The organism is Aliidiomarina sp. B3213 (genome assembly GCF_003290085.1).
Lineage (GTDB): Bacteria > Pseudomonadota > Gammaproteobacteria > Enterobacterales > Alteromonadaceae > Aliidiomarina.
This window is the reverse complement of record NZ_QMKJ01000002.1, coordinates 324,644-351,205: the sequence shown is the minus strand read 5'-3', so window position 1 is coordinate 351,205 and position 26,562 is coordinate 324,644. Positions and strand designations below refer to the sequence as shown.

At 46.4% G+C, this 26,562-nt stretch carries 18 protein-coding genes; 14 read left to right on the top strand and 4 right to left on the bottom strand.

Annotated features, from left to right (window positions below; translation table 11 throughout):
* A complete protein-coding gene (gene glk, locus DQX04_RS06860) occupies positions 1-987 on the top strand; it encodes a glucokinase (protein ID WP_111915159.1) in 987 nt (328 codons plus the stop codon).
* Complete coding sequence (locus DQX04_RS06855) at positions 984-1,625, top strand: bifunctional 4-hydroxy-2-oxoglutarate aldolase/2-dehydro-3-deoxy-phosphogluconate aldolase (RefSeq protein ID WP_111915158.1); 642 nt, start codon at positions 984-986, stop codon at positions 1,623-1,625. The genes glk and DQX04_RS06855 overlap by 4 nt, the downstream gene beginning before the upstream one ends.
* On the opposite strand, the gene DQX04_RS06850 is transcribed toward DQX04_RS06855, so the two are convergent.
* Together DQX04_RS06850 and DQX04_RS06845 are read right to left on the bottom strand one after the other, a co-directional pair.
* Positions 1,611-2,837 carry an Nramp family divalent metal transporter gene (locus tag DQX04_RS06850; RefSeq protein ID WP_111915157.1) on the bottom strand — a complete coding sequence of 409 codons (1,227 nt, stop codon included), beginning with the start codon at positions 2,835-2,837 and terminating at the stop codon, positions 1,611-1,613. The two genes, DQX04_RS06855 and DQX04_RS06850, sit on opposite strands and share 15 nt — an antisense overlap.
* On the bottom strand, positions 2,837-5,347 hold the full coding sequence (locus DQX04_RS06845; protein WP_111915156.1) for a zinc-dependent metalloprotease: 2,511 nt from the start codon (positions 5,345-5,347) through the stop codon (positions 2,837-2,839). The genes DQX04_RS06850 and DQX04_RS06845 overlap by 1 nt, the downstream gene beginning before the upstream one ends.
* 628 nt (positions 5,348-5,975) lie before the next feature.
* On the opposite strand from DQX04_RS06845, the gene DQX04_RS06840 reads away from it, so the two are divergent.
* From DQX04_RS06840 to DQX04_RS06825, 4 genes are read left to right on the top strand one after another with little or no spacing between them, the layout of a single operon-like run.
* The gene (locus tag DQX04_RS06840; RefSeq protein ID WP_111915155.1) at positions 5,976-7,745 is read left to right on the top strand and encodes an efflux RND transporter periplasmic adaptor subunit; all 1,770 of its coding nucleotides are present in this window, start codon (positions 5,976-5,978) and stop codon (positions 7,743-7,745) included.
* Positions 7,746-7,747: 2 nt separating this feature from the next.
* On the top strand, positions 7,748-11,446 hold the full coding sequence (locus DQX04_RS06835) for an efflux RND transporter permease subunit (RefSeq protein ID WP_111915154.1): 3,699 nt from the start codon (positions 7,748-7,750) through the stop codon (positions 11,444-11,446).
* 10 nt (positions 11,447-11,456) lie between these two features.
* Positions 11,457-11,915: a methylated-DNA--[protein]-cysteine S-methyltransferase gene (locus DQX04_RS06830; RefSeq protein WP_111915153.1), complete on the top strand. Its 459-nt coding sequence runs from the start codon at positions 11,457-11,459 to the stop codon at positions 11,913-11,915.
* Positions 11,912-12,445, top strand: a complete 534-nt coding sequence (locus tag DQX04_RS06825; RefSeq protein WP_111915152.1) for a hypothetical protein — start codon at positions 11,912-11,914, stop codon at positions 12,443-12,445. The genes DQX04_RS06830 and DQX04_RS06825 overlap by 4 nt, the downstream gene beginning before the upstream one ends.
* Here the strand turns inward: DQX04_RS06825 and DQX04_RS06820 are convergent.
* Positions 12,435-15,500 carry an efflux RND transporter permease subunit gene (locus DQX04_RS06820; protein WP_111915151.1) on the bottom strand — a complete coding sequence of 1,022 codons (3,066 nt, stop codon included), beginning with the start codon at positions 15,498-15,500 and terminating at the stop codon, positions 12,435-12,437. The two genes, DQX04_RS06825 and DQX04_RS06820, sit on opposite strands and share 11 nt — an antisense overlap.
* Positions 15,501-15,502: 2 nt before the next feature.
* On the bottom strand, positions 15,503-16,603 hold the full coding sequence (locus DQX04_RS06815) for an efflux RND transporter periplasmic adaptor subunit (protein WP_111915150.1): 1,101 nt from the start codon (positions 16,601-16,603) through the stop codon (positions 15,503-15,505).
* 113 nt (positions 16,604-16,716) lie between these two features.
* Between DQX04_RS06815 and DQX04_RS06810 the strand changes: the two genes are divergently transcribed.
* The 8 genes from DQX04_RS06810 (at position 16,717) to DQX04_RS06775 (ending at position 26,536) form a co-directional block, all read left to right on the top strand.
* Complete coding sequence (locus DQX04_RS06810) at positions 16,717-17,625, top strand: LysR family transcriptional regulator (RefSeq protein ID WP_111915149.1); 909 nt, start codon at positions 16,717-16,719, stop codon at positions 17,623-17,625.
* A gap of 83 nt (positions 17,626-17,708) precedes the next feature.
* Entirely contained in the window at positions 17,709-18,086 is a 378-nt protein-coding gene (locus DQX04_RS06805) for a hypothetical protein (RefSeq protein ID WP_111915148.1), read from the top strand.
* A 90-nt stretch (positions 18,087-18,176) separates the two neighbouring features.
* Positions 18,177-19,724, top strand: a complete 1,548-nt coding sequence (locus tag DQX04_RS06800; protein ID WP_111915147.1) for a cation:proton antiporter family protein — start codon at positions 18,177-18,179, stop codon at positions 19,722-19,724.
* On the top strand, positions 19,721-20,203 hold the full coding sequence (locus DQX04_RS06795) for an alpha/beta fold hydrolase (protein ID WP_111915146.1): 483 nt from the start codon (positions 19,721-19,723) through the stop codon (positions 20,201-20,203). Before DQX04_RS06800 ends, DQX04_RS06795 begins: the two co-directional genes overlap by 4 nt.
* Positions 20,204-20,377: 174 nt before the next feature.
* The gene (gene acnB / locus DQX04_RS06790; RefSeq protein ID WP_111915145.1) at positions 20,378-22,963 is read left to right on the top strand and encodes a bifunctional aconitate hydratase 2/2-methylisocitrate dehydratase; all 2,586 of its coding nucleotides are present in this window, start codon (positions 20,378-20,380) and stop codon (positions 22,961-22,963) included.
* A 162-nt stretch (positions 22,964-23,125) separates the two neighbouring features.
* Positions 23,126-25,048: an ankyrin repeat domain-containing protein gene (locus DQX04_RS06785; protein WP_111915144.1), complete on the top strand. Its 1,923-nt coding sequence runs from the start codon at positions 23,126-23,128 to the stop codon at positions 25,046-25,048.
* 206 nt (positions 25,049-25,254) lie between these two features.
* A complete protein-coding gene (locus DQX04_RS06780) occupies positions 25,255-25,923 on the top strand; it encodes a hypothetical protein (protein WP_111915143.1) in 669 nt (222 codons plus the stop codon).
* 70 nt (positions 25,924-25,993) lie between these two features.
* The gene (locus DQX04_RS06775; protein WP_111915142.1) at positions 25,994-26,536 is read left to right on the top strand and encodes a DUF2058 domain-containing protein; all 543 of its coding nucleotides are present in this window, start codon (positions 25,994-25,996) and stop codon (positions 26,534-26,536) included.
* Positions 26,537-26,562: the final 26 nt, after the last annotated feature.

Sequence of the window (26,562 nt, the reverse complement as noted above, 5' to 3'; positions counted from 1 at the left end):
ATGTCTACATTTGCAGTAGTAGCGGATATAGGTGGCACAAATGCGCGTTTTAGCCGCATTAATTTGACTACCTTTGAGCTTGATCGGATTCAAGTTTTTGCTTGTGCTGATTACCCCACTCTGGGTGATGTTTTAAATGCGTATAGCGATGAACAAGAAGTGCCACTTGAGCATGTAGCTATAGCTATAGCCTGCCCTGTTGATGCTGACGAAATTGATATGACGAACCACCATTGGAAGTTTTCAGTGCGCGGTGTGAAAAAGGCCATGAGCTTGAAAACTTTCATCGTTCTCAATGATTTTGCAGCGGCAGCCATGAGCGTAGTGACTTTGAAACCACATGAACTCAAGCAAATAGGTGGAGGTAAGATTGCACCTAAGGCGCCGAAAGCAATTCTGGGTGCCGGTACAGGGTTAGGGGTTGGCCATTTAATTACTCTTCCAGATGGCAGCGCTATACCACTACCTGGTGAAGGTGGACACGTTGACTGGGCGCCTACTAATGAAAAAGAGTGGGCAATTCATCGGTATATTCATAACCGGTTTGGTCGTGTATCCGCTGAACGTGTTCTCTCCGGCCCTGGATTAGAAACGTTGTATCTCGCTTTGGCTGATTACCATGGCAAGAATGTGAATAACTTGAGCGCTGCTGAGATAGGAAAGCGCGCATTGAGCGGTAACGATACATTAGCTTTAGAAGCAGTAAACCAATTCTTCGCTAGCTTAGGAACTTTCGCGGGCAACTTGGCGTTAAACCTAAATACCTATGGCGGTGTCTATATTGCAGGCGGAGTAGTTCCAAAACTAATGAATTTGTTGGCAACATCAAACTTTAGAGCGCGTTTTGAGCATAAGGGGCGCTTTTGCAAAGTTGCAGAGGCTATTCCCTGCTTTGTAATCACAGCTGAACATGCTGGCCTTAGAGGGGTAGGGCAGTATCTCAAACAACAGTTACAAGAGAAAAAGCAACAGATGGGGGAGCTATGAGCTTTAAACACTGGAAACACCAACCTGAATACTTAATGAGTTTAACCCCTATCGTTCCTGTTATCGTTATAAACGATTTAGATGATGCGGTGCCCTTAGCTAAAGCTTTAGTTGGCGCGGGAATAAAGCTTTTAGAAGTTACTTTAAGAAGTGATGTGGCATTGGAAGCTATTTCTAGAATAGCTGAGTTTGTACCGGAAGCTGTAGTTGGTGCGGGAACTGTCAGTACCCCTGAAGAACTAGATTCCGCGCAAGAGGCAGGTGCCGAATTCGCAATAAGTCCAGGTATAACCCCCGAGTTACTTGACTCTGCTGCAGCTGGGAGCATTCCGCTGATTCCTGGAATTTCCACGGTGTCAGAGTTGATGTACGCCAAATCAAAAGGTTACACACATTTGAAGTTTTTCCCAGCTGAAGCTGCGGGTGGAGTGCCTATGTTGCAGGCTATAGCCGGACCTTTCCCTGCAATGCGGTTCTGTCCAACAGGGGGTATCTCTGCAGTAAATGCTAGTAATTATCTAGAGCTTAATAACGTGCTTTGCGTGGGCGGATCATGGATTCTTCCAAAGGATGTGATTGCTGACAAGAACTGGGAAAAACTTAAAAAATTAGCAGCGGCTGCCTTACCTAAAAAATAAAAACCAGAATGTTCTTAAACTGAGGGCAAGTGTAAATAGAACCACAACGAAACCTAAAATGTTTTGCGTGGTTGTGTTTTTGTATTTTCCAAGTTTGTTGTGGTTTACCGCCATTAAAAGGAAAGTTGCAATAAGCGGCAATAGTAGGGCGTTCATTATCTGGGCAAAGGTAATTAGGGTTAATGGCTGAATACGCAATGAAGCTATGATGACGCCCGTAATAAGAATGCCTATCCATGTCAGCTTAAACATTCGTCCGTTAAGACTTCTTTGTCCACCGAGGATGCCTGTTAAAGCGTATGCTGAAGCAAGTGGTGCTGTGATAGCTGAAGATATACCCGCTGCAAAAAGGCCAATTCCCATGAGTATTCCGGCGGCATCACCGAAGACCGGCTCTATGGTTGTCGCGAGATCTGCCGGGCCGCTAATCGTTAAGCCTTTCGCGAAAAAGGCCGTTGAAGCGGTAGAGAGAATGGCTAAGGTGATTAACCCGCCAATCGGAATTGAAGTCCAAAGGTCTTGATTAGACTCTTTCAGCGCATGCTGGGTGTCTTGACCATGCCAGCGTTGTCTCGCGCTATCCGCATGAAGAAAAATGGCGTATGGAACAACCGTTGTACCCACTAAAGCCATGAGCGTATATAAACTGCCGCTTGGCGCTGATGGAAGAAAGCCTTTAAATAGCCCTAGCCAATCTGGTCCTGTAAGTATAAATGTGCTTAAAAACGCTAGACTCATTAAAGCAACAAGTGCGATAAGTGCTATTTCTATCCTCTTATATTGACCTTGCCAGAGAATCACACCTGCGATAGTACCAATGACCAGGGTCCAAACATTGACATTGTAGTTCGATTGAAGAGTTTCAAATATTTCGGGCGAGGGCATTAACGCACTGACACCTATACTGGCACCGGTAATATTTCCACCCTGATATGCTGCGTTACCAATCACAATTGCAGCTATAACGAGAATGAAAAACAAAATTCGGAGAATAGGGTGAGTGACTAAAGTTCTAAGATTCTCCCCAAGTCCTTGTTGAGTAACCACGCCTACACGCGCGGCCATTTCTTGAAGGATAAGGGTAGCGCCGATTGCGCACACAAGTACCCAAATCAGCGCATATCCAAATTGGGCCCCAGCTAGAGAAGCTGTTACCACCGTGCCGGGGCCAATAAAGGCCGCGGCAACAAGGGTGGCTGGACCCAGTTTCATTAGGCTTCCATTGCCTGCTCAATCATACGCTTGATGTAGTCGAAATGAGCAACCACTTCGAAGTCAGAGCGGCGTGGAGCACGCATCGCTTTGATTCGTTCTAGTTGCGCATACGCCGCAGTACGGCTGATATGATCAAACGGTGAGTCACCTTCTAGGCCTGAAATTGCAATTAAACGCTCTACGTAAGCAATTTGCAGGTTGCGGCTAGTGGTTGTGATTGAACGAGGATTCGGGAATACCGCGTCTGTTAAATCAGTCATCACTTCGCCAAGTGGGTACTCGTTACCATAGCGTGTAGAGTCGGTAATACGCTTCATCGTGTTCGGATGAAGTACATGATTCAACACGTTCTGTTGCATCATCAGTACCATGTCATGAAAATTCGGGTCTTCGTTATTACCATAGTGGTTGAAGCCACGACGCTGTCTTTGCATGTATGCAAGAACAGGTTCCATAGACTCAAGAACGTCTGGTGCAAATACCGAGTCAGTTAGCGTTTGCATCGCTTCTTTTTGAAGCTCTTTTGGCACTGGTGTAAATGGAGCATTTTCAGCGCCTTGGCCTACGAATGCACGTTCTACATAAACACCACCAATTTGACGAGAAACCACGCCAGCTTGGCCATAGTAGTTACCAAACAAACGGCTAGCTAATGTCGATAGCTGTTCGTGAGACTCGCCTTCTGGGCGCGCTTCGTCAAGTAGAGTACCAAAAGTCTCGTTCACGATAGCGAAGCGACCTTGTGCATACTTCACAGGCTCTGAAGACATATCACCAATCATTACGCGTGGGTCGATGTGGCGACCAGGTGCACGCATATCGTCAGCGTCGTTACCGAACGCTAGTTCATGTTGGTGTGAACGGCTAAGAATTTCTTCTAAACGTTCTTCTTCAGCTTCTGGAGTTGCTGCAGCTTGGCTGTAACCGTACTCGATTGCCCAGCGGTCATAAGGACCTACTACGTACTGGTAATAATCACCTTGTTCAACGCCGGGTGGTGCGATGTTTACTGGCGCATAGTCCATAACAGAACCAGTAAGCTGACCTTGTGTTGTCGCTGCATCATGCACTTCTTCTGAATCCCACAAAATAGAAGCTTTCATATTGTGATTCAGACCTAGTGTATGGCCCACTTCGTGCAAAATTACGTGAATCATACCTTGGCGTAGTAATTCGTTGTCTTCAATAGACTCAACACCAAGTAAGCCAGACATCGCTGCACCAGCTAGTAGCCCTTCGTTGATCAAGTGACCTTGGCTGCAGTATGCCGCGTCATCAATTGAAGCGTCGTTTGCACCATATAGTTCACCTTCAATCCAGCGATTCGTCATGTAGACATATTCCATCATGATGTCTGCACCAAGAATTTGACCGGTATAAGGGTTAGCTAGAGACGGGCCATAGCCACCGAATGGAGGGTTCGGAGATGAAGTCCAACGGATTACGTTGTAATTAATGTCGCCTGCGTCCCATTCTGCGTCGTCTGGTTGAATGCGTACTTCTAACGCGTTAGAAATGCCTGCTTGTTCAAATGCTACGTTCCAAGCAAGTACACCTTCGGTAATTACGCCACGCCACTCTTCAGGAGTAGTATTTTCCAACCAGAAAACGATAGGTTCTACAGGATCTGAAACTTCAGCTGATGGATCTTGCTTAACCAAGTTCCAGCGGTTGATGTTGTCCATGTACGGAGCCCAGTCTGCTGAAGTCATATCGTCAAACTGGTTACCGAAATAACCTACACGAGCATCGTCGCGGCGTGCTTCAAAGTCATTTTCCGGTAGTGCAACAAAAGAGTGCTGCATGGTTACCGAAGTAGAACGTGGGTCTGCTACTGCAGCCGTTGGCCACGAAGAAGGATTCGGGTTATTGAACACGTAGTTCACAACAACGTCTAGGTTGTTGTCATATACACGCTCGTTCAGTACACGAGATTGTGACTTGCTGAAACTGCCTACGCTAAAACCGTCACGGTTGTTCGGGTTCGGGTAAGGAGATACACGGTGCAGTGCTTCACTTACAAAAATGTCGTCGGCAGGAATAACAATACGGCCGTCTTCTTCATGTTTGATTTCAAGCGAAGCAAGAACACTCGTGCTCATGTTTGCACTTTCTGCATTGCTTAGCGCGCTGTCTTGATCAAATTTGAATCGAATAGGGCGTTGGATAATGTCGATACGATTGTAGTAACGACGAAACTCAACGATTTTCTCATCACGATATGAACCACGGAAATGACCCGCTTCTAGTACACCGTCATGAGTCATCGCGAAGTAAAGGAAAGGGGTGTTCAATTGGTCTTCCGTGAGTGACATCATTAACTCACCAGATTCTGTATCACGGTAAAGATTGAACAGACCTTCTTGAACTTCTAAGTCTTCAATGAGTTTCGCGTACGTCATTTCCTCTTCAGCGTCTTCACCTTCTTGCGCTGATACTGGAGCTACGTACCCGTTCAGTCCAAGTGCAAATGCTACTGCACTAGCTACTGCGAGCTTTTTCAACATGACAAGTCCTCTTGTTGTTTTTTAGTAATAACCTCCCGATTCTATAAGGTAATGCGACAAAATGAAAAGCTTAGCAGTAACAAAGTGTAAACAAATAATACCGTTGCTATTTGCGTAGGTGTTTAAGGCAGGTCATAATAGTGTTTCACTAAGCAATATTGTGGACTAATGAAAACTTTTTTCACTTGGTTACTTATAAGCATAATGACCGTGGGGCTTCTTGCAGCGCCCGCGAGCTTTGCTGTGCCAAATGAAAATATGCCAACGAATCACATCGTGAAAAATGAAGATGCTCCTTGTCCGATGCACAAGAGCGATTCAGCGATAAGCGATGCCAGCGCACTATACGATTGCTGTGATGAAGGTCAGTCTCATACCGTTCATAGTTGTGATAAAGGATGTGATCACTGCGAGCATGTGGTCGCGTCGAGTGCTGGCCTTGTTTCAACGACGACTGTTGCCCATGTGCGCATGTCTTCCGAGCGCATACCGTACGTCACTCTCAATTATCAATTTTACGCAAGCCTTCAGAATCCTCCGCCCAGTCGTGCTTAAGGAAACCCGCTGACGCTGCAACTTGCTTTGCGGCGAAACGTTTTCTTTTAAGTTGTACGATTGAGGCATTGCCATGTTTATTGATAAAAAAGTTTTAACCCGCTTAGCGAGTATTTTCTTCCTAATGTTCGCTCTTACTGCTTGTACCGAGCAAGATGCTCATGACCACACGTTGGCAGAGCAAGTTGCTGATGGCAGCACCGTTACGGAATACACCTGCTCGATGCACCCTTCAGTGCGCAGTACCGATCCTAATGACACTTGTCCAATTTGCGGAATGGACCTGATTCCTATTGAAAATGAAGGCGTTGAAGTCTCCGAGAGTGCAGAGTTTACCGAGTTTTCACCGCGAGCAGTGTCTTTAATGCGTGTCCAAAGCTCGCCTGTAATACAAGGCGTCGCTAAAGAAATGGTGGAGCTTCAAGGGCGTGCTCAATGGGATACCCGGCATATTAAAACACTTACGGCATGGTCTGCCGGTCGCATTGAAACCTTACATGTCGATGAAGTGGGTGAGCAGGTAAATGCAGGCGATCGGGTTGCGTCGTTATACAGTCCTGAACTTTTGAGCGCGCAACAGGAATACTTGGACGCAGTGCAGCTGCTTGAAAATCGTCAGCTTTCACCCACTTTACGCAGTTCAGCGCAGGAAACCTTGAGAGCGTCGGCTCAAAGGCTGCAGTGGTTAGGTATCCCTCAGTCTGATATCGAAAGATTAGTGGCAGAAAGGAATCAAGAAGATGCCGTTGCAATATATGCGGCTATGTCGGGTGTTGTGATTGACGCTTTAGTCGCAGTCGGTGAGTACGTTGAGCGCGGTGCACCAATCGCACGCATTGCCGACCCCGAGCATGTTTGGGTTGAACTCGACGTGTTTCCAAACCAAGTAGCCTACCTTAGTGAAGGTCAAAAAGTGGTGGTGAATAGCGTTGGTTTAGCAGAGCCACTTATGGGTACCGTGACGTTATTGGAACCTGAATTTGATGACAGCCGCCAGGTTGTGACTGCACGTGTCGAGTTCGAAATTGGAGCTTCTCAACTGTTAACTGGAGCGTTTGTCAACGCTCAACTTGAATACGAACAGCAAGACCAAGTCTTAATTCCAAAAAGTGCGGTGATGTATACCGGCGAGCGATCGTGGGTGTACGTGCAAAACCCTGAGAACGAATACCAATTCGCAGGTAAAGAAGTTCAAATTGGTAAGTCGTTTGGGGATTATTACGAGGTTAAAGCTGGTTTAAAGCCTGGCGATCTTGTTGTGACACAAGGGAACTTCAGGCTAGATAGTGAACTTCAACTACGCGGTCAGGCAAGCATGATGAGTGGCCGCCAACACCAAGAGCACCAGCACAGCGAACTAGTTGATGAGAGTTCGATGGAAAATATGCCTAATCATAATGCGGCCACTGAGATTATCTCGGATGAGAACCTAGAGGTGATACTTACGCATTATTTTGCTCAATGGGACGCGCTCAAATCGGACGACTTGCAGTCTTGGAAATCAGCTGCAGAAAACTATATGGCTGCGGTTGACGCTGTGGATTGGTCGGAGCAAATGTCAGAGATACGTGCACAGGCAACAAGAGGTCAGCAGCACGTCATGCACGTTTCTGATTTGCAAACCGCACGAGACCATTTTTACTTTTACTCCCTTGCTTGGATTCAAATAGCCCGAAAGCAAGGCACCTCTATAGAAGCGCATGTTGCATATTGTCCGATGGCGAGATCTGGCGCAGGGGCGGAGTGGTTGCAACCTAACCGGGAACTTCAAAATCCCTATTATGGCTCGATGATGCTGCGCTGCGGTGAAATGAGAGAACCACTGCAACACGAGGCTTCTTAGTCATGATTGCCTGGCTTTTAAGAAATCGGTTGGTGGCTGGAATTCTGGCCATCCTGATCGTTTGTGCAGGGGTTTATGTTTCTCCGTTTAGTTGGCAGTTGTCGACACCTCGCAATCCTGTCGCTGTGGATGCACTTCCTAACCTCGGAGAGAATCAGCAGATTGTATTTACTGAATGGCCCGGGCGCTCGCCGCAAGACGTTGAAGATCAGGTAAGTTATCCGCTTACGGTTAACCTCATGGGTGTTGCGGGTGTTAAAGATGTGCGCAGCGTTTCCATGTTTGGTTTTTCAAGCATAGCGGTCATTTTTGAAGAAGACGTCGACTTCTATTGGTCAAGAACTCGAATTTTGGAAAAAATCTCTTCAATGCCTTCGTCAGCACTTCCTGCTGGAGTTCAGCCTCAACTTGGACCTGATGCGACAGGTTTAGGCCAAGTATTTTGGTACACAATCGAAGGGCGAAACCGGTCTGGACAGCCAGTTGGAGGTTGGGACCTCGACGAGATCCGCAGTGTACAAGATTGGTATGTACGCTATGGACTTATGCAAGCCGAAGGTGTCAGTGAAGTGGCTTCAGTGGGTGGTTTCGTCCGCGAGTATCAGGTTGATGTTCATCCACAGGCTTTACGCGAGTATGGATTAAGTATTCAGGATGTTGAGAATGCGGTTCGCCAGGCCAACCTTGAAGTAGGGGCGGGCAACACTGAAATTAACGGGGTTGATTACTTGGTTCGTGGAGAAGGGTTTATTACTTCTCTCGAGGAATTGAGAAGTGCAACCGTCAAGCAGTTACCGAACCACCGCTCCATACGAATTTCAGATGTGGCTACTGTGAGCTTTGGTCCTGCGCGTCGTAGAGGCGCGCTCGATGTAGACGGTGCAGAAGCTGTTGGAGGTGTGGTCACGGTTCGTGAGGGAGCCAATCCTTATGAGGTCATTCAGCGCGTACAAGAAGAAGTACAGCAAATAGGACGGAGTCTTCCTGCCAAAGCTATTGTAGATTGGCGTGAAACGTCTGCACAAACCGTGGTGAACTTCGCTCAACAGCAAGGTTTACCGCTCTTTCCGGGCAGTCATCCACAAGCAGATGACTCAGAGCCAACGCATGACGCTTGGGCGAATTGGTTAAAAGCTCACCCTGAGAGGGTTTGGCCTGAATGGTTGAGCGAGAGCCAATTAACCATTGTACCGTTTTATGACCGATCAGACCTTATTCAAGAAACCTTGGGAACACTTGAGAACGCGCTCTCTCACCAGCTTTGGGTGACCGCAGCGGTTGTTCTGTTGTTGCTTCTTCATTTTCGCTCTGCACTCGCCATAAGTGCGATGCTGCCACTCGCGGTACTGCTAACTTTTGCGGTGATGAAGGTGATGAATATTGAAGCCAACATTGTCGCACTGGCTGGTATTGCTATCGCAATCGGTACGATTGTCGACATGGCTATTATTGTCACGGAAAACGTTTACCGCCATGCGCGAGGCTCGGACGCAACCAACAAAGAGCGCACGCAAAGTGTTGCTCGGGCTACTAAAGAAGTGGCTCCAGCAGTATTTACCGCAATAATTACAACGGTGATTAGTTTTATTCCTGTCTTTGCACTTACAGGTGCTGAGGGTAAACTTTTCACGCCATTAGCGTACACGAAAACAATTGTTCTTCTGGCATCTGTACTCGTGGCTGTGGTGATTCTACCCTCTCTTCTACGCTTGTTGCTAAGTGAGCGATTTGATTTTGTAGACAAACTCAAGCACAAACACCACAAGGTTTACCGTGTTATTTATGCCTTGTTATTGGCATATATCGGATGGGTTCTAGCTGGCGCCTGGCTTCCATTAGGTGTGGAAGCAGGCAGCCTTCGTAACTTTGTTTTTGTCGCTTTCGTTTTCGCTGTTGTCGTGGGTGTTTTTAAAGGTTTTCTTTATGTTTATCCGCACCTACTGGCCTTCTGCCTGAGATTCAAAGCAGCATTTTTAGCCTTACCAGTTGCTTTAATACTGTGGGCTGTTTCTTTGTATCCCAGCTTTCAGCAAACGTTAATGCCTGCCTTAGACGAAGGCGCGTTCCTATTGATGCCAACTACAATGCCGCATGCTTCGATAGGCGAGGCACTCGACATTTTAAGCGAGCAAGACCGGACTATTTCCGCTATTCCTGAAGTGGAACGTGTCGTAGGAAAAATAGGCCGTGCAGATACCGCGCTCGATCCTGCTCCGATTTCTATGGTTGAAACCTATATTGCTTATGCTCCTGAATATGTGGTGGACGAGAATGGTCGAATTCAACGATTCAAAGTTGATGCGCAGGACGAATTTGTCCGAGACGAACATGGCGATTTGGTTCCTGATGACTCAGGTCAGCCATTTCGGAATTGGCGTACGCATATTCAGTCTCCAGAAGACATTTGGCAGGAGATTATTGCCGCAGCTTCAATACCCGGTGTCACTTCCGCACCTAAATTGCAGCCTATTGAGACACGTCAAATTATGTTGCAGACGGGCATGCGTGCTAATACAGGTATTAAAGTTCAAGCAGGAACTTTACAAGCACTTGAGGAAGCTGTTCTGGTTTTTGAGCGAATATTGCAAGAAACACCTGGAATCCGTCCTGCTTCGGTCAATGCAGAACGTGTAATTGGTCAGCCTTATCTTGTTGTGAATGTCGATCGCGCACGTATTCAAAGATATGGCTTAACGATGCAGCAAGTTCAACGCACGGTTGCAACTGCTATTGGCGGTCAATCCGTATCTACCTCCATAGAGGGACGGGAACGTTACAATATGCGTGTTCGTTATCCGTTGGAGCGACGAAACGATGTCGAAGCTATGGAACAAGTGTGGTTAACAACACCGGATGGAGAGCAAATACCTTTAGTTGAAGTTGCCGACATTACCTTCGAGCAAGGTCCTCAAATGATTCGTACAGAAAATACCTTTCTGACAAGCTATGTCACGTTTTCTTCTGAGCCAAGCCTTACTGATGTCGCCGTTGTAGAGGCCGCATCGAAGCGTATCGAAGAGGTTTTGAGTGCTGGGGGCGAAACGCTTCCAGCAGGTGTTCAATACAGGTTTGCCGGTAGTTATGAACAGCAACAGCGAGCTATGGAAAGATTAAGTTGGATTATTCCACTCGCGTTGTTACTTATTTTGTTGGTGCTGTACGTTCAATTTAACCGTATTTCGAGTGCCTTATTTATTTTCTCGGGAGTCGCTGTTGCTTGGTCTGGCGGACTTGTTTTGTTGTATTTGTACGGTACAGACTGGTTCGGGAATTTTGGCATTCCTTGGTTAACGGCCGGTCAGTCCATGCGCGATATTTTCAATATCGACACGGTACACTTAAGCGTTGCCGTTTGGATTGGGTTTCTAGCCCTATTCGGAATTGCGGTTGACGACGGGGTAGTCATGGCCACTTACTTAAAGCAAAAATTTGAGCGCGTGACCCCAGTCTCAACTCGTGAGTTGCGTGAACAGGTTATTGCCGCAGCAACGAGACGTGCCAGGGCCTGTCTTTTGACTAGCGCAACAACTATTCTTGCTTTACTGCCTGTTCTGTCAGCGACAGGAAGGGGTGCAGACCTCATGTTACCGTTAGCCATTCCAACAGTAGGTGGGTTATGCTTCGTTGTTCTTAGCATGTTTATCGTTCCTGTCTTATGGAGTTGGCGCGAGGAACGTGCCTTCAAACGATTAGGAACCTAGGAGTGAGTTTATGAACTCCGTAACTTGGCAAACAAAAGTGGGCTGGTTAACCGCAAAAAGCTCGGGTGATGCGTTAACTCACCTTGAGTTTGCGAGGGACCTGCAGACACAACGAACGGCGGATACCGTATTAACCGAAGCCGTTAGACAACTCGATTTGTTTTTCGAGGGCAAGCTGAGGCAATTCAATTTGCCTCTTGCTCCGAGCGGAACTGCTTTCCAAAAGCAAGTATGGAATGCCCTACTTGAAATTCCATACGGTGATACTTGGTCCTATAAGCAGTTAGCTGAGTTCGTGGACAGACCAAAGGGTTTTCAAGCTGTAGGTCAAGCCAACGGTAAGAACCCGATCGCGATTATTATTCCATGCCATCGTGTGGTTAATGCTGATGGTGGGCTAGGCGGTTATGCTGGCGGTTTAGAGAATAAGTCGAGGCTATTGCAGCTAGAAGGAAGGACATTGGTATGATCAAGAAAGTCTTTGGTGCTGCTCTCGTTTTGTCGATTGCAGCATGCAGTACTGAAGAACCTGTGTCCGTTGATGTTTTGAACTTAGAACAAACGCTCGCACAAATTACTGCATTTGAACAGAGCGCATGGGGTGGTTGCGATCGTGGTCGATACAACGGAGTCCGTGAAGAGGGCGACGAACGGCTTCCTTTCTGGGTGTGTGAAGGCGTCTTCGAAAATTCCTACCCATACGAATTCATGATTGTAACTGAACCCAATGAGAGCGACGTGCGCTATACCCAGCTTGAATACCGCCGAGGCCACAATGACAGCTTTTATGCATTACTTCGTTATTTTCTTCGGTTACAAGGCATTGAAAGCGCGCAAACGCGAACAGAACTTCGCTCTGAAGTCAGTAGTGCTATTTTTGCCAATCCGAGACACTCCGCATACACACCTATAGCGCGCTTGCCCGATGGGCGGTTGCTGGAATTAGCACACAACCACCCAGAAAGTGCTTTTTCTACTTTGCGGGTGGTTAATCCGTAGCTTTTGTTGCGTGGCCAATTCTGAGCATGAAGCTATACATAACGGGCACTACAATAAGTGTCAGAATTGTCGCAAAACCAAGTCCAAACATGATGGCTACAGCCATACTGGCAAAGAAAGCATCGAACAGTAACGGAATCATGCCTAGTATAGTGGTGACCGCTGCCATGCTAACTGGTCGCACTCTTTTCACCGAGGCATCGATTAAAGCCTGATACCCTTGTTTGCCCTCGTCCTCTTCCGCTTTGACCTGTTCCAGTAACACAATACCGTTTTTAATTAGCATCCCTGTCAGGCTCAACATACCAAGCAGCGCCATAAAGCTAAATGCTTGTTGTGTGAGCAGTAACCCGGCTGTTACACCAATAATGGATAACGGCACGGTGGTCCAAATGACTAAGGCTTTCCGCGCAGAGCTAAATAACAGAACGGTGATGACAAACATGGCCAAATAACCGAGTGGTAGTGAGGAAAACAAGGCAGCTTTGGCGTTGGTTGACGCTTCATGCTCTCCACCCCACTCCATTTTATAGCCGTTAGGAAGATTTATTGCTTCTATGGCATCTCGAACACGCGCTTGAATTACCGCTGGCGTTTCTTCAGAGAGCGGATCAGGGTCGGCCATAACGGTGAGGGTGCGTTTGCGATCTCGGCGCTGAATAAGCGATTCTTCCCATTGCAGTGGGATGTCATCGACAACCTGTGTTAGTGGAATGTAGCGATTTAGCGTAGGGCTGTGTACCAAGATGTCTTGCCATTGTTCGATGAACAGGCGTTCTTCCTCAGGCGCACGAACAACAATTGGCAATAAGTCGGTGCCGTCACGATAAACACCCACACGTCGGCCATGGAAGTTCGCCAGCAGTAGGTCGTCCACATCTTCTTTTGTCACGCCTACGCGTCTGGCATGCGTTTCGTTGAATTGAGGACGAAGAACTTTACTGGGCTCTAGCCAATTGTGCCATAGTGTGGCTATGCTCGTATCTTGTTGCAAAATATTTTCCGCCTGCTGTGCGAGTTCGCGCAGAACTTGAGGTTCTGGACCCGAGAACCGTACTTCGATAGCAGCCTTTACGGGCGGACCTATTTCCATTTGGTTTAGGCGTGCGCGAACCTGCGGATGGTGAGTCGCCAAATAGTCTCTCGTTTGCGCAATCACGTTAGGTAAGTTGTTTTTGTCGTTTACTTCAATGATTAGCTGGCCATAGTTCTCGTGAGACTTTTCGACCAAGTATGGCAAGGTAAAGCGAGGAGCACCGCGGCCAATGGTTGTAGCAACTGAAACAACCTCTGGAATGTCGAGTAAATAATTCTCTGCGCGACTTAGGTCGTTTGCGGTGGCTCTAATATCTGTACCTTGTGGATACCAAACACTGGCAAAGAATATCGGAGTGTTCGAACTCGGGAAGAAGCTTTGTTTCACCTGACCAAAACCATAAACCGACAATACGAGTAACGCCGTCATGGCGGCCATGGTAACTACACGCCACTTCAAGGCTGCACTAAGGAGTTTTTGATAGGCTTTAAATACCGGTTTGTCGTACAACGCGTTGTCGCTTTCCTGCACTTGCACGCCTTTTGCGAACAGCTTATTTCCTAGAAATGGAATCAAAGTAAGCGCAGTAACCCAGCTAAGACCTAATGAAATGAGAAGCACCCAAAACAAAGAACCGGCGAACTCGCCTGTAGCGTCTGAAGACAAGCCAATAGGTGCGAATGCAATAATAGCGATGAGAGTTGCACCTAGTAATGGCCATTGGTTTTGCTTGAGGACCTCTTGTGCAGCTTGTAACCTAGACTTCCCTCTCTGCACACCAACCAACATACCTTCAGTGACTACAATGGCATTGTCTACGAGCATACCTAGGGCAATGATGAGAGCCCCAAGGGACACTCTATGCAGTTGGATATGGAAGATGTCCATGAAAATGAACGTGCCCATAACAGTGAGAAAGAGCACAAAGCCAATAAGGAAACCACTACGCTTGCCCATGGTTAAGAAGAGTGAAAGGACGACAATAACCACCGCTTGTAATAAGTTCCAAAGGAAGCCACTCACTGAATTATTCACTTCCTGAGGTTGATTGTATATGGATGTCATTTCCATACCTACGGGAGTAGCCTCAACAAGCTCGTCGAGCCTGCTTTGTAAGCGTTCACCAACCTCCACTACGTTAACTTCCGTGGTAAAGGAAACACCTAGCCAAAGCGCAGGTTTGCCGTTAATGCGTACTAAATGACGGGGAACGGGCTGAACTTCCCGATGGATATTAGCGACATCGCCGAGGTAAAGTTGAGCTTCTTGCCCCGGATTACTGATAATGAGCGACTCTAGAGCCTCTACATCACTGAACTCTCCTGTGGTGTAAAAGCGAACAGCGTCGTCACCCAGTTGAACTCGACCTGCATTAGAAACTGTATTCTGGGTTCTTAGAAGTTCATAAATTTGTTGCGGCGGAATACCTAAATTGGCAAGTCGTGCACGTGAAACTTCGACACTAACTTGCTCTTGTTGCACTCCGTCGATAATGACTTTCGCAACACCAGGAACCAGTGACAGCTCTCGACGTAGAAACTTAGCGTGGTCGTAAAGCGCGGGTAGCGTGTACCCTTCGCCATGCAACGCCACCATAACTCCGTAAACGTCGGCGAAATCGTCATTCACCTGAATAGGGCCTGCGCCAGGAGGTAAGTTGGGCGATACATCATGCATTTTCCTGCGTAACTCATCCCATATTTGGGCTAGATCATCAGCTCGGTAAATGTCTTTCATTTCCACTTGAATTTGCGACATGCCCGGCATAGAGGTTGAGGTAATATGTCGAATGTAGGGTAGTTGTTGCAATGCGTTTTCTAAGCGAACCGTTACTTCCTCTTCAACCTGTGTAGCTGAAGCTCCAGGATAAGGCGTAACAACCATAGCTTGCTTAATGGTGAACTCCGGGTCTTCTAACCGACCTAGCTGGTTAAGTGCAACGATGCCGCCAAATAGTAAAATAAATAGAAAGAGCCAGCTGCTGGTGGAGCGTTCGATACTATAACGAGCAATATCCATTCTTATAAACCTCGCTCACGTGTCCAGCGACGAACTTCTGTGCCTTCAGAAAGCTGGTGAACGCCCGCTGTAATTACTTCTTGCCCAGCCGTTAATCCAGAAACAACATTGACCGATTCTGAAGTACTAAAGCCTAACTCTACCGCTTGCAGACGAATAACGCCCAGGTCTTCTGAAGTAGGTTCGAAAACCCAAACAAAATGTTGGTCTTGGTTGCTAGCGTCACGACTAAAAACAGCACCGACCGGGATGCTCACAGACTCTGCGGTGCCCTGAAGTACACGCTGGCTATCAATAGAAACGGTGGCTGTCATGCCGGGCAGAACGTTGAAGTTCTCAGGCTTTTGCAATGAGAAAACGACGCGGTAAGTATTGGTCGCAGGGTCTGGAATGCGATCCCACTCTCTGAGTACGCCTGAATAAGTTTGGTCCGGGAAACTGTCGAACTGAATAACCGGTTGGTACTCATGCGACTCTTGTTCTTCTTTTCTCACACGAGCGAATAGCCTTTCTGGCACTTGTATCGCAACATCTACAGTTTCGTCTGACTGTAAAGTCACTACAGGAACTTGAGGGGCGATGTTCTCGTAGGGCTCAACATGAAGTAATGAAATTACGCCTGTGAAAGGGGCATGAATTTCTGTATAGCTTAAGTTGGCTTGCGCTGTTTCTAGCTGAGCGTTAGCCATGTCTCGCTCAGCTTGTGCTTGGTCGAATTCTGCTTGCGACGCAAGGTTTTGGTCTCTTAGCCTCTGCATACGTGCGAACTGAGTTTCTGCCAAACTTGCGCGTGCCTGAGCTTGTTGTAACGCCAATCTATAGTCCGTGTCGTCTAAAGCCGCAATGAGTGCACCTTGCTCAACCCGTTGACCGGGTAGCAAATCGAGCGTAGTTATTTGCCCAGCTACTCGAAAGGTGAGTTGAGCGGAGCGAGTAGCTTCTACCACGCCAGGAAAACGACGAATACGTTCGGGAGCACCTGACTCTGCCGTAGCTAGCTTTACTGGGCGCGGTTGTGCTGCGGTAGTTGACTCGCTCTGTTCACTGCACCCAGCCAATACTAGAGTTAGCAATAGCGCAGGAAATAATATGAGTTTATTCATCGTTAAAGTTCCCAAATTAAAAAATTCGACACTGTGGTTGAGTAAGCTATTGTATGCATGAATGAAGTAAAGTTATATTTAATGTTTCTTTTAAAGATGTTAAGTAATTCTTAATGAATAATTGGTCGCTTAAAGTCTTACAAACGGTTATCGATACCGGTAGTTTGCAGTCTGCAGCGCAGCAGCTGCATAGAACTTCCCCCGCGCTCAGTATGACGCTGAAGAAACTTGAGGATGAGCTAGGTTTTCAAGTACTCGACCGTAGTCAATATAGACTACATCTGACGGAACGTGGAAAGCTCTTTATGCGTCATGCGCGAGAACTCTTGAGGCAGCAAGAGCGACTTGAATCGGTCGTTGTGCAATTAAGGGATGAGGGAGAACCACAATTACGTATTGCTCTAGATGCCGGCATGAGTGGTTTAGTGGTCAAAGAAGCGGTCATGAAAATTCAAGAGCAGTTCCCAGCAACTGAATTAAGAGTAAGTGGTTACTCTCAATTAAATTCTTTAAAACAAGTGGCTGAAGGTCTAGAAGACTTTGCTGTTTGCCCATGGATCCCCACGTTTCATCAAGTGGCAGACTTTGAAAGCATTCGTATTGGGCAGTTTAACCTTGTTGCGGTGATGTCGTCTTATTTGGTCAAGCAATTTGGTATGCCGAAGAAAAGAGAAGACTTGGCTGAGCATGCATATATTTTGCCCCAGGAAATGAATTTGGGTATTAATCCAGAGCAAATTTATAAACTACCGGGGCGTTCTCAAATTCGAGTTAACGATGTTCGCACCTTGGTAGAGTTTCTAAATTCGGGCATGGGGTGGGGAATTGCCCCTCGGCAAATGATTGCCGGTGAAATTGCCAAAGGGCAACTTGTAGAGATTCACATACCCGGGTTTCTTGACCACGTTCAATTAGAGTTTCATTTGCTTCGGCTTGCCTCAAAGCAGTTAGGGCCAGCAGGTCAGCTGTTCTGGCAACACTTTATAGACCGAGAGCGGTTTTTAACGGAAGAGTATTTTTAATCGCTGCTTTGTTTTGGCATGACGTTTGCTACTTCGTACAACAACGACGTTTTTTTGTATGAAGTAAAAGGACTGTTTGCCCTGTGGAAAATGTTCAACTTAACTCGCCAATTCCTCTAGCAAGACCCACTCAACAAGCTGTGTCTGCTCAGGCTAATGGTCGTGAACAAAAGGATGCTCCAGAAAAAAATGCGGAACAGTTCAGCGTCGACAAAGAAACACGGATGATAGCGGAATTGAGCCGTCAAAAATCAGCGGCTCAACAAGAAACGCTACAACAAAAGAATGTTCAGGAAGTTCAGCGTCAAGGAAATGTCGCCTCCACAACCTCTCGTTCTCCTCAACCCTCGGTTCTGTCATCCTCCAGAGCGCCGAATTGGTCGCAACTTAGCGCCGCTGTAAATGGGTACACTCACCTACAACGCGCAATGAACCTTTATCAGCAAATCGAAAGCTTGTAATCTTTCTATGATTTAATACGTTCAGCTCTTGGCTTGTACGCTGAGAAAAACGCATAATGAACGTAGGGCGACAACAGAAAGGAACATTCAATGCTTGAAGCTGTATGGATAGGTTTTGCTTTTATCGTGGGCTTGTTAGCTCGATTCGTAGGCTTGCCGTCACTTGTGGGTTACCTAGCCGCAGGTTTTGTTATTGCAGGCGCTTCAAGCTACCTACCTGTTCCCGAATATAGCGATGGCGTTATCGAGCATGTTGCGCATTTAGGTGTTTTGCTACTTCTTTTTACGGTTGGCTTAAAACTGAATGTTCGTAGCCTAGCAAAGCCAGAAGTGTTAGGTGTTGGCGTTGCGCATTTCGTGATCACGGTCGGCGTAATGGTCGTGGCCTGTGCCGTTATTTTTTCAATGCCTCTTATTGAAGCTTTACTGGTGGCGATAGCCTTAGGCTTCTCCAGTACAGTACTGGCAGCAAAGGTATTAGAAGGTAAACGAGAGCTAGGCGCATTTCATGGCCGTGTTGCCATCGGTATTCTTATCGTTCAAGACCTTATCGCTTTGCTCGTGATGACCGTAGCGAACGGAGAGGCTCCATCGCTATGGGCCCTGTTAGTGTTTGCGTTGCCTTTAATTCGCCCAGTCATGTATTGGTTAATGGACAAAGCTGGGCACGACGACTTACTGATTCTCTTTGGATTATTGCTGGCGCTGGTAGTAGGGGGCTATGGTTTTGAGTTGGTAGGATTAAGTTCCGAGCTAGGGGCATTGGCGTTTGGGGCTTTACTGTCTAAACATGGTCGTGCTGGTGAGTTGTCGAAAGCACTTTGGAGCATTAAAGAATTCTTTCTCGTCGGCTTCTTTCTCAGTATTGGCTTAGAGGGACTTCCACAAGCTCAAGACTGGCTATTCGCTGGCGTGATGTTAGCCTTGTTGCCGTTTAAAATTGTATTGTTCTTCTTTCTTCTCATCGCATTTAAGCTACGGGCTCGCTCGTCATACTTGGCGGGTTTAAGTTTAGGAAACTATTCTGAGTTCGGTCTTATTGTAGCAAGCGTGGTCATGCCTCAATACCTAGTGCCATTGGCGCTGCTGGTCGCATTGTCGTTTGTGGTGTCGGCGCCGCTTAATGCTGTGGCACATCCGCTTTACGACCGTATTTGTAACCGTTTAATGAAGTTCGAACGAAATATCAGGCACCCAGACGAGCAACCGGTGGAGCTAGGTGACGCTGAGTTTCTTGTAATGGGTATGGGGAGAAGTGGCACTGCTGCGTATAAATACCTTGCGGCGACCGAGAATGTGGTGGCTATTGACTCTGACCCCGTGAAGGTAGAAGCGCATAAACAAAACGGCATCGACATTCATTATGCCGACGCCGAAGACGGTGTGTTCTGGCAAAGTTTAAAACTGAATTGCGTGAAGGCCGTTATATTGTGCTTAAGTGAAGTAGACGCCAACGTTATAGCAGCACAAAAACTTAGAAAACAAGGTTTTACAGGGCAAATCATTGCACACAGCCTGCACGAGGATGGAGCCGATAAAATTTTGGCTGCTGGCGCTAACCATGCATATTTAACAATGGCTGAAGCCGGTGTGGGTATTGCGGAGCACGTTAAACAAACTTTTGCGGTGAAAACATGAGTTTATTTTTCTTCCACGGGCTAGAAAGCGGCCCTCATGGCAGTAAATTCCAAATGATCTCGTCGGAGTTTCCTGAACTGGTTTCACCAGACTTTCAGAACATGGACCTTAATCAACGCTTGCTGGTTGCAGAAGAACAAACTCGAGGGATGTCGGGTATGACTATTGTCGGCTCTTCTTTTGGCGGTTTGGTTGCCGCTCGTTTGTATTCGCATTACCCAGAGCGGATCGAGAATCTGGTGTTGCTGGCACCTGCATTGCACACAGAAGACGCCAACTTAATTGCGAGAATGCCAAGCCCAAACAACTGCAAGGTCATTCATGGTACCCAAGACTCGGTAGTACCATTCGAGGCCAGCGAGCGCTTTTGTCAAAAGTTTGATTTACCTTTGGTTGCTGTTGCCGATGAACACCGTTTAGCAGCGCCGTATTCAAAAGAAGCCATTATGGCTGCTGTCCACGAGCTTTATACGCCTTAAAAGTGGTATAAACGAAGTGAATGGGTGGTATAGCCCCTTTATTCTCTGGATTTATTCAAATCTGAACGAAATTCCCGTATAATTCGCGCGTTTATTCAATGCGTATACGTTTATGCTTTCTCTCGGTTGAGAGAATGGTTTGGCGGATAGGCTTTCAATTAAGAGGAATCATTTGTGTTAGAACAATATCGCGCACATGTGGCCGAGCGTGCCGCTGAAGGAATTCCAGCAAAGCCCCTGAATCCAGAACAGGTTTCTGATTTAGTCGAGCTTTTGAAAAATCCACCTGCAGGTGAAGAAGAGTTTTTACTTGAACTGCTAAGCGAACGCGTACCTCCTGGTGTGGACGAAGCCGCATACGTAAAAGCAGGCTTCCTAGCAGCTATCACTAAAGGTGAAGTATCTTCACCAATTATCGATAAGAAATTAGCGGTAAAACTACTGGGCAACATGCACGGCGGTTACAACATTGAAACGCTAGTAGAGCTTCTTGACGACGCTGAACTTGCAGAGCTCGCAGGTGAAGAGCTTAAGCATACTATTCTTATGTTTGACGCGTTCCACGACGTTGAAGAACGTATGAAAAACGGCAACGCAGTAGCTAAAGCTGTTGTTGAGTCTTGGGCTGAAGCCGAGTGGTTCTCAAGCCGTCCAGCAATGCCTGAAACAATTACAACTACAGTATTTAAAGTTCCTGGCGAAACGAATACTGACGATTTGTCTCCTGCACCTGATGCTTGGTCGCGTCCAGACATTCCTCTTCATGCGAAAGCAATGTACAAAATGCCTCGCGAAGGTATCACTAACGCAGAAGAGCAAATTGAAGAATTGAAGAAAAAGGGCCACCCAGTTGCATTTGTGGGTGACGTTGTGGGTACGGGTTCTTCACGTAAGTCTGCAACAAACTCTGTACTTTGGTACATGGGTGAAGACATGCCTGGTACGCCAAACAAGCGCTCTGGCGGTATTTGTATTGGTGGCAAAGTTGCACCAATCTTCTTCAACACCATGAAAGACGCAGGTACGCTTGTATTTGAAGCGGACGTAGATCAAATGGAGATGGGTGACGTAATCACCATTTATCCATACGAAGGCAAAATTGAGAAGAACGGCGAAGTTATTGCTGAGTACCAATACGCTTCTGACGTAATTATCGACGAAGTTCGTGCTGGTGGTCGTATTAACCTAATCATTGGCCGTGGCTTAACTGCGAAAGCTCGTGAGTCTCTAGGTTTAGGTCACAGCGACATGTTCCGCACGCCTGAGCAACCTAACGACTCTGGCAAAGGCTACACGCTAGCGCAGAAAATGGTGGGTAAAGCTTGTGGTATGGAAGGCGTTCGCCCTGGTACATATTGCGAACCACGCATGACAACTGTGGGTTCACAAGATACTACCGGCCCAATGACGCGTGACGAACTTAAAGATTTAGCATGTCTTGGTTTCAACGCAGATCTAGTAATGCAGTCTTTCTGTCACACAGCTGCTTATCCGAAGCCTGTAGACATTGAAACTCAACATACATTGCCAGACTTCATCATGAACCGTGGTGGTGTATCACTTCGTCCTGGTGACGGTATTATTCACAGCTGGTTGAACCGTATGTTGTTACCAGACACTGTGGGTACTGGTGGTGACTCGCATACGCGTTTTCCATTAGGTATTTCATTCCCAGCGGGTTCTGGCCTAGTAGCGTTTGCTGCGGCAACAGGTGTTATGCCTCTTGATATGCCTGAGTCAGTACTTGTTCGTTTTAAAGGTGAAATGCAGCCTGGCGTAACGTTGCGCGATCTAGTACACGCAATCCCTCTTTACGCAATTAAAGAAGGCCTTCTTACTGTTGAAAAACGTGGTAAGAAAAACATCTTCTCTGGCCGTATTCTTGAAATCGAAGGTCTTGAGCAACTTACTGTTGAGCAGGCTTTTGAACTTTCTGACGCATCAGCTGAGCGTTCTGCAGCAGGTTGTACAATCAACCTTTCTGAAGAATCAATTGCGGAATACCTGCGTTCAAATATCACCATGTTACGTTGGATGATCGCTGAAGGTTATGGCGATGCGCGTACTCTTGAGCGTCGTGCTCGTAAGATGGAAGAGTGGATTGAAAACCCAGACATGATGAAAGCGGACAAAGACGCTGAGTACTCTGCGGTTATCGAAATCGACCTGAACGAAGTTATTGAACCTATCGTTTGTTGCCCGAACGATCCAGATGACGCGAAAACGCTTTCTGACGTAGCTGGTGATAAAGTAGACGAAGTGTTTATCGGTTCATGTATGACCAACATCGGTCACTTCCGTGCGGCTGGTAAATTGCTCGAACAAAACACTGAGAAGTTGAAAACTCAGCTTTGGATTGCGCCACCAACGAAGATGGACGAAGCGCAGTTGATGGACGAAGGTTACTACAACATTTATGGCCGCAATGGTGTTCGTACAGAAATGCCAGGTTGTTCACTATGTATGGGTAACCAAGCACGTGTGAACCCAGGTGCTACAGTACTTTCAACGTCTACGCGTAACTTCCCGAACCGTTTAGGTGACGGTGCGAATGTTTACCTAGCGTCTGCAGAGCTTTCAGCAGTAGGTGCGATTTTAGGTAAAATTCCAACTCGTGAAGAGTATATGGAGTTCGCTCAGAACCTTAATGCTATGTCTGGCGAAGTCTATAAGTACCTTAACTTCGACCAAATGCCTGACTTCCAAGCGGCAGAGAAGAAAGCTAAAGACACAATTATTCCAACGATTAACGTTGCATAATCTGTTTTAAGCTTAGGTAGTGATTGAAAGCCGAGTTACGAAAGTGACTCGGCTTTTTTGTAGCCGCCGGATTAAAGAGGATAGCCTTGTAGGCTGGAGCCAATCTAGTATATTTAATCATGTTGACTAACATTGAGAATCTTACGAAAAGGAATTTGTTAAATGCGTAATACTTTAAAATGGATTTTTCTTGTTGCGGTTTTAATCACAGCTTTTTATTTTTTAAGGCAGGTAGTCAATAGCTCTAACCAGCAAGTTAGTGAGCTCCAAGTTAACGACACCCTGGTGAATAGAACACAAAGTGAAGGTTCGCGCGAACAAGTCCAAGAAGTATCGACCGCTACCGCTCTCTTTGATACCTCTAACTTACGAGAATGCGAAATCTTTCAGCAGGAATATAATGTTGCGCGTCGAAATTGGTTAAATGGCCAAGAGCAAGCTTGGGGAAACTATCTGCAAGAGGGGTATTCGCTGATTGACGTGACATTGGTGATGGCAAGATTTACGCACCCTCGCTTAGCTGCCGGTTTTAGAGCTGAGCAACTACGTTGGCAATCAGAAGTGGCAATTTATAATCGAGATTTGAACCAAAGCGCGAGCCAAAGTATTGAGGGGTTTGCAGCATCTGGCATGACTTTTCAGCGAGCGATTCCCCTTCCAGGACTTGATTCATTTGAATCTATGTCAGAGTCTGAGAAAACTCAAGTTCTCAGAGAGCTACCTGTCAATGTCGATGATATAGCTTATTTTATTTATGAGGGACTGCCATTTGAGGACATCACAATGATGTTGGACTCAATCGAAGACCCTCAAAGCGTAGTGAACTACGATAGGCACGATATTGTCTCGTTGTTTGATTATGCTGTTGTAGCGTCTCGCCCAAAGATTGTTGAAGAGTTATTGCTTCGAGGCATGACACCTACAGAAGATGAGTTTTTGGCTTCGTCTATGGATTGGGCTCTGTTGAGTTTGTCTCGATACCTACAAAGTGAAAGAAAGGATGAGACGGTCGAAGTTGTTAAAAGGTTGATGGGTCTTGGTGCTAGGGCTAGATTTGAGAGTGTTTCGCCCTCAACCGTGAAAGGTTCGTTTCAGGGCTATGATTACCACTTTAATGAAGAGCAGCTGACTTCTTTACGCAACGACTACCAACTGGACCTAACCCAAATACCCGAGCTAAGTTCGCCATTGTTAGATGAGGAGCATCCGCTTCTTATGGAGCTATCTCAAAACCTTAATAACCATTTATCAATTGCTTTGGGAACAGAACATAGCTCTACGTTGAGAGATGAGTGTTGGGAGACTGTAACGGCTATCAGTCAACAATGGAATCCTCGTTCAAAGCAGGAGATTTACGATGAATTGACCGAGGGTCTGGGAGAGCCTCCGGCAGGCATCCACGCGATGTTGTCTGATATTGATCCAGTATTAGTCGATTGGTATCGAACTTATAAAGAACATCCCTCCAGACAGCGCTCTTTTACCCCCTTTCCTCAAGAAGTGAATGAGTTACTTTGGGCAAGAAATTATGACCAAGCAATAGAGGTACTAGAAAGCCACGAATTTACGCCTGCAGAAAGTCAAAGTTTGTTTTCTCAATTATTAGAGTTCGGACCGGATATTTATCCTGTTTTGATGAGCAGCTCATTGAGGCAGGGTAAGATTGATTATTTACAATTTGTTCTGAGGCTTAGGGCGCCGCAAGAAATGCAGCCCCTAGAATCTTTAGGTGCTGACTTGAGGGGATTTGACGAGCGACAGAAGACGCTTCTTTTTTATGCAGTAGATCAGATGAATTCGGAACTTGTGACATATCTGGTGGAAGAAGGTTTTCCCTATTCGTTTGATGATTTGGGACAAGATCCGCTTCATGCTGCTCTACGCCAAGGAGTTATGAGAGGAAGTATTACTGAGCTAGAGCAGACGGTAGCCACTTTAATGTCTTATCAACCTCAAGTCGATGAGTTCCATCGCAACAGGCTTGCTGTTTTGCGATTAAAATATCCTGATGTTTATCAGAATTTGGTGAGTCGTTACCCTCAGCTTGCTATCGACAACAACCAACCACTTCCTAGGGTGAGATAAGCTTTTCTAATAACGACCGTGATGACATCTCGTTTTTTAAGGTGGGGCGTTATACGATCTGCCTAAAATAGACCTAAGAATTATATTTCGCTCACAGAGATTGGTATTCTTCTCTATGGGTGAGGTTTGCGGACCACTTAAAGTCTTCCCGTGAAATTTCTAGAGCCCTGTAACTTGTGATTGATATAGCGCTGAAAAGGTAAAGAATGAAAAGAGCATATTGGATTCTGTTCCTCGGGGTGTTAATCACATGGAAAGCAGATGCGCTTGTTCCACCAAAGATTTCCACTTCTGAACTTTTCAAAGACGCTGGTTTTATAGGCGTTGTAGAGATTGCAGAAGTGCATGCGACGCTTGGCTATGATACTTGGGGCTCAGTTTGTGGGGTAACTTATAGAGCCCATGTCGAGGAGTCAGTTAAGGGGCCCATTACTAATGAAGAACTATTTTTACATGTGCTTTCTAACTCCCAAAATGAGGTTTTGGAAGTAGGTGAAAAATACTTTGTGTATGCGGAAGGTCGTGAATCACAAGAATCTGTCCTCCTTGAAAGTCCCTTCAGGCGTGATTTAGAGTTTTTTCCTGAAGACTGTTTCTCAAAGATCGATTCAGCACTTTATGTAGACCTTAGGTTTTCGCCTAAAATGGAAGAAATAGTGGGCGTAGAAGCAGTTACGAGCTGGGGGATAGAGCGTATTAATGGCACAACAGAACTTCGCAGTGTTTGGTTCCATGAGAGTTCGGGAAGATCGCTAGTTGCCGTCAAAAAATTTCCAGACTTTTACATTGAAAGACTCACCCGCCAAGGAATCGTTTTAGAGGACTTGCTCTCATACTTTCGAGTGGAACTAGAGCTTTTAGAAGAACGACAGTAGTAATCCTCGCTATGTTCTACGTTAGAATTAGAAACTACGCACAGACTAAACCAACAAAGGCTGAACAGCTATGAAGAATGCGCTACAAGAGCAATTGCTAAAAGCAGGATTGGCAGATGAAAAGAAGCTTAAGAACGTGAAGAAAGAAAAGCATGTTCAACGTAAGCAGGCAGGAAAAAAGAAAGCTGTTGTGAATGAAGCAACGCTGCTGGCTAAAGAAAAGCACAAGGAACAAGTGGCGCGAGATCAAGAATTGAATCGGCAACGCAAAGCGGCTGCGGATGAGAAAGCTGTGGTTGCTCAAGTGCGACAACTGATTACCGTAAACCGTGTGGCTCATGAAGGCGAGATTGCGTTTAATTTTGCAGACGGTACTTTGGTGAAACGATTGCATGTGAGTCAAAAAATTCATAACGAACTTACTCGCGGTAAGCTTGCCATTGCCCGGGATGGCGACGGTTATGCTCTTATTCCGGTTCCTGTAGCGAACAAAATTCAAGAGCGTAGCCCAGCAGAAGTTGTCTTAATAAATGACAATCAGGATACGCAGAACAACGCAGACGAAGACGACCCTTATGCTGATTACAAAATACCTGATGATTTAATGTGGTAGAAATATCAGTCGCCGAACACTGGCGC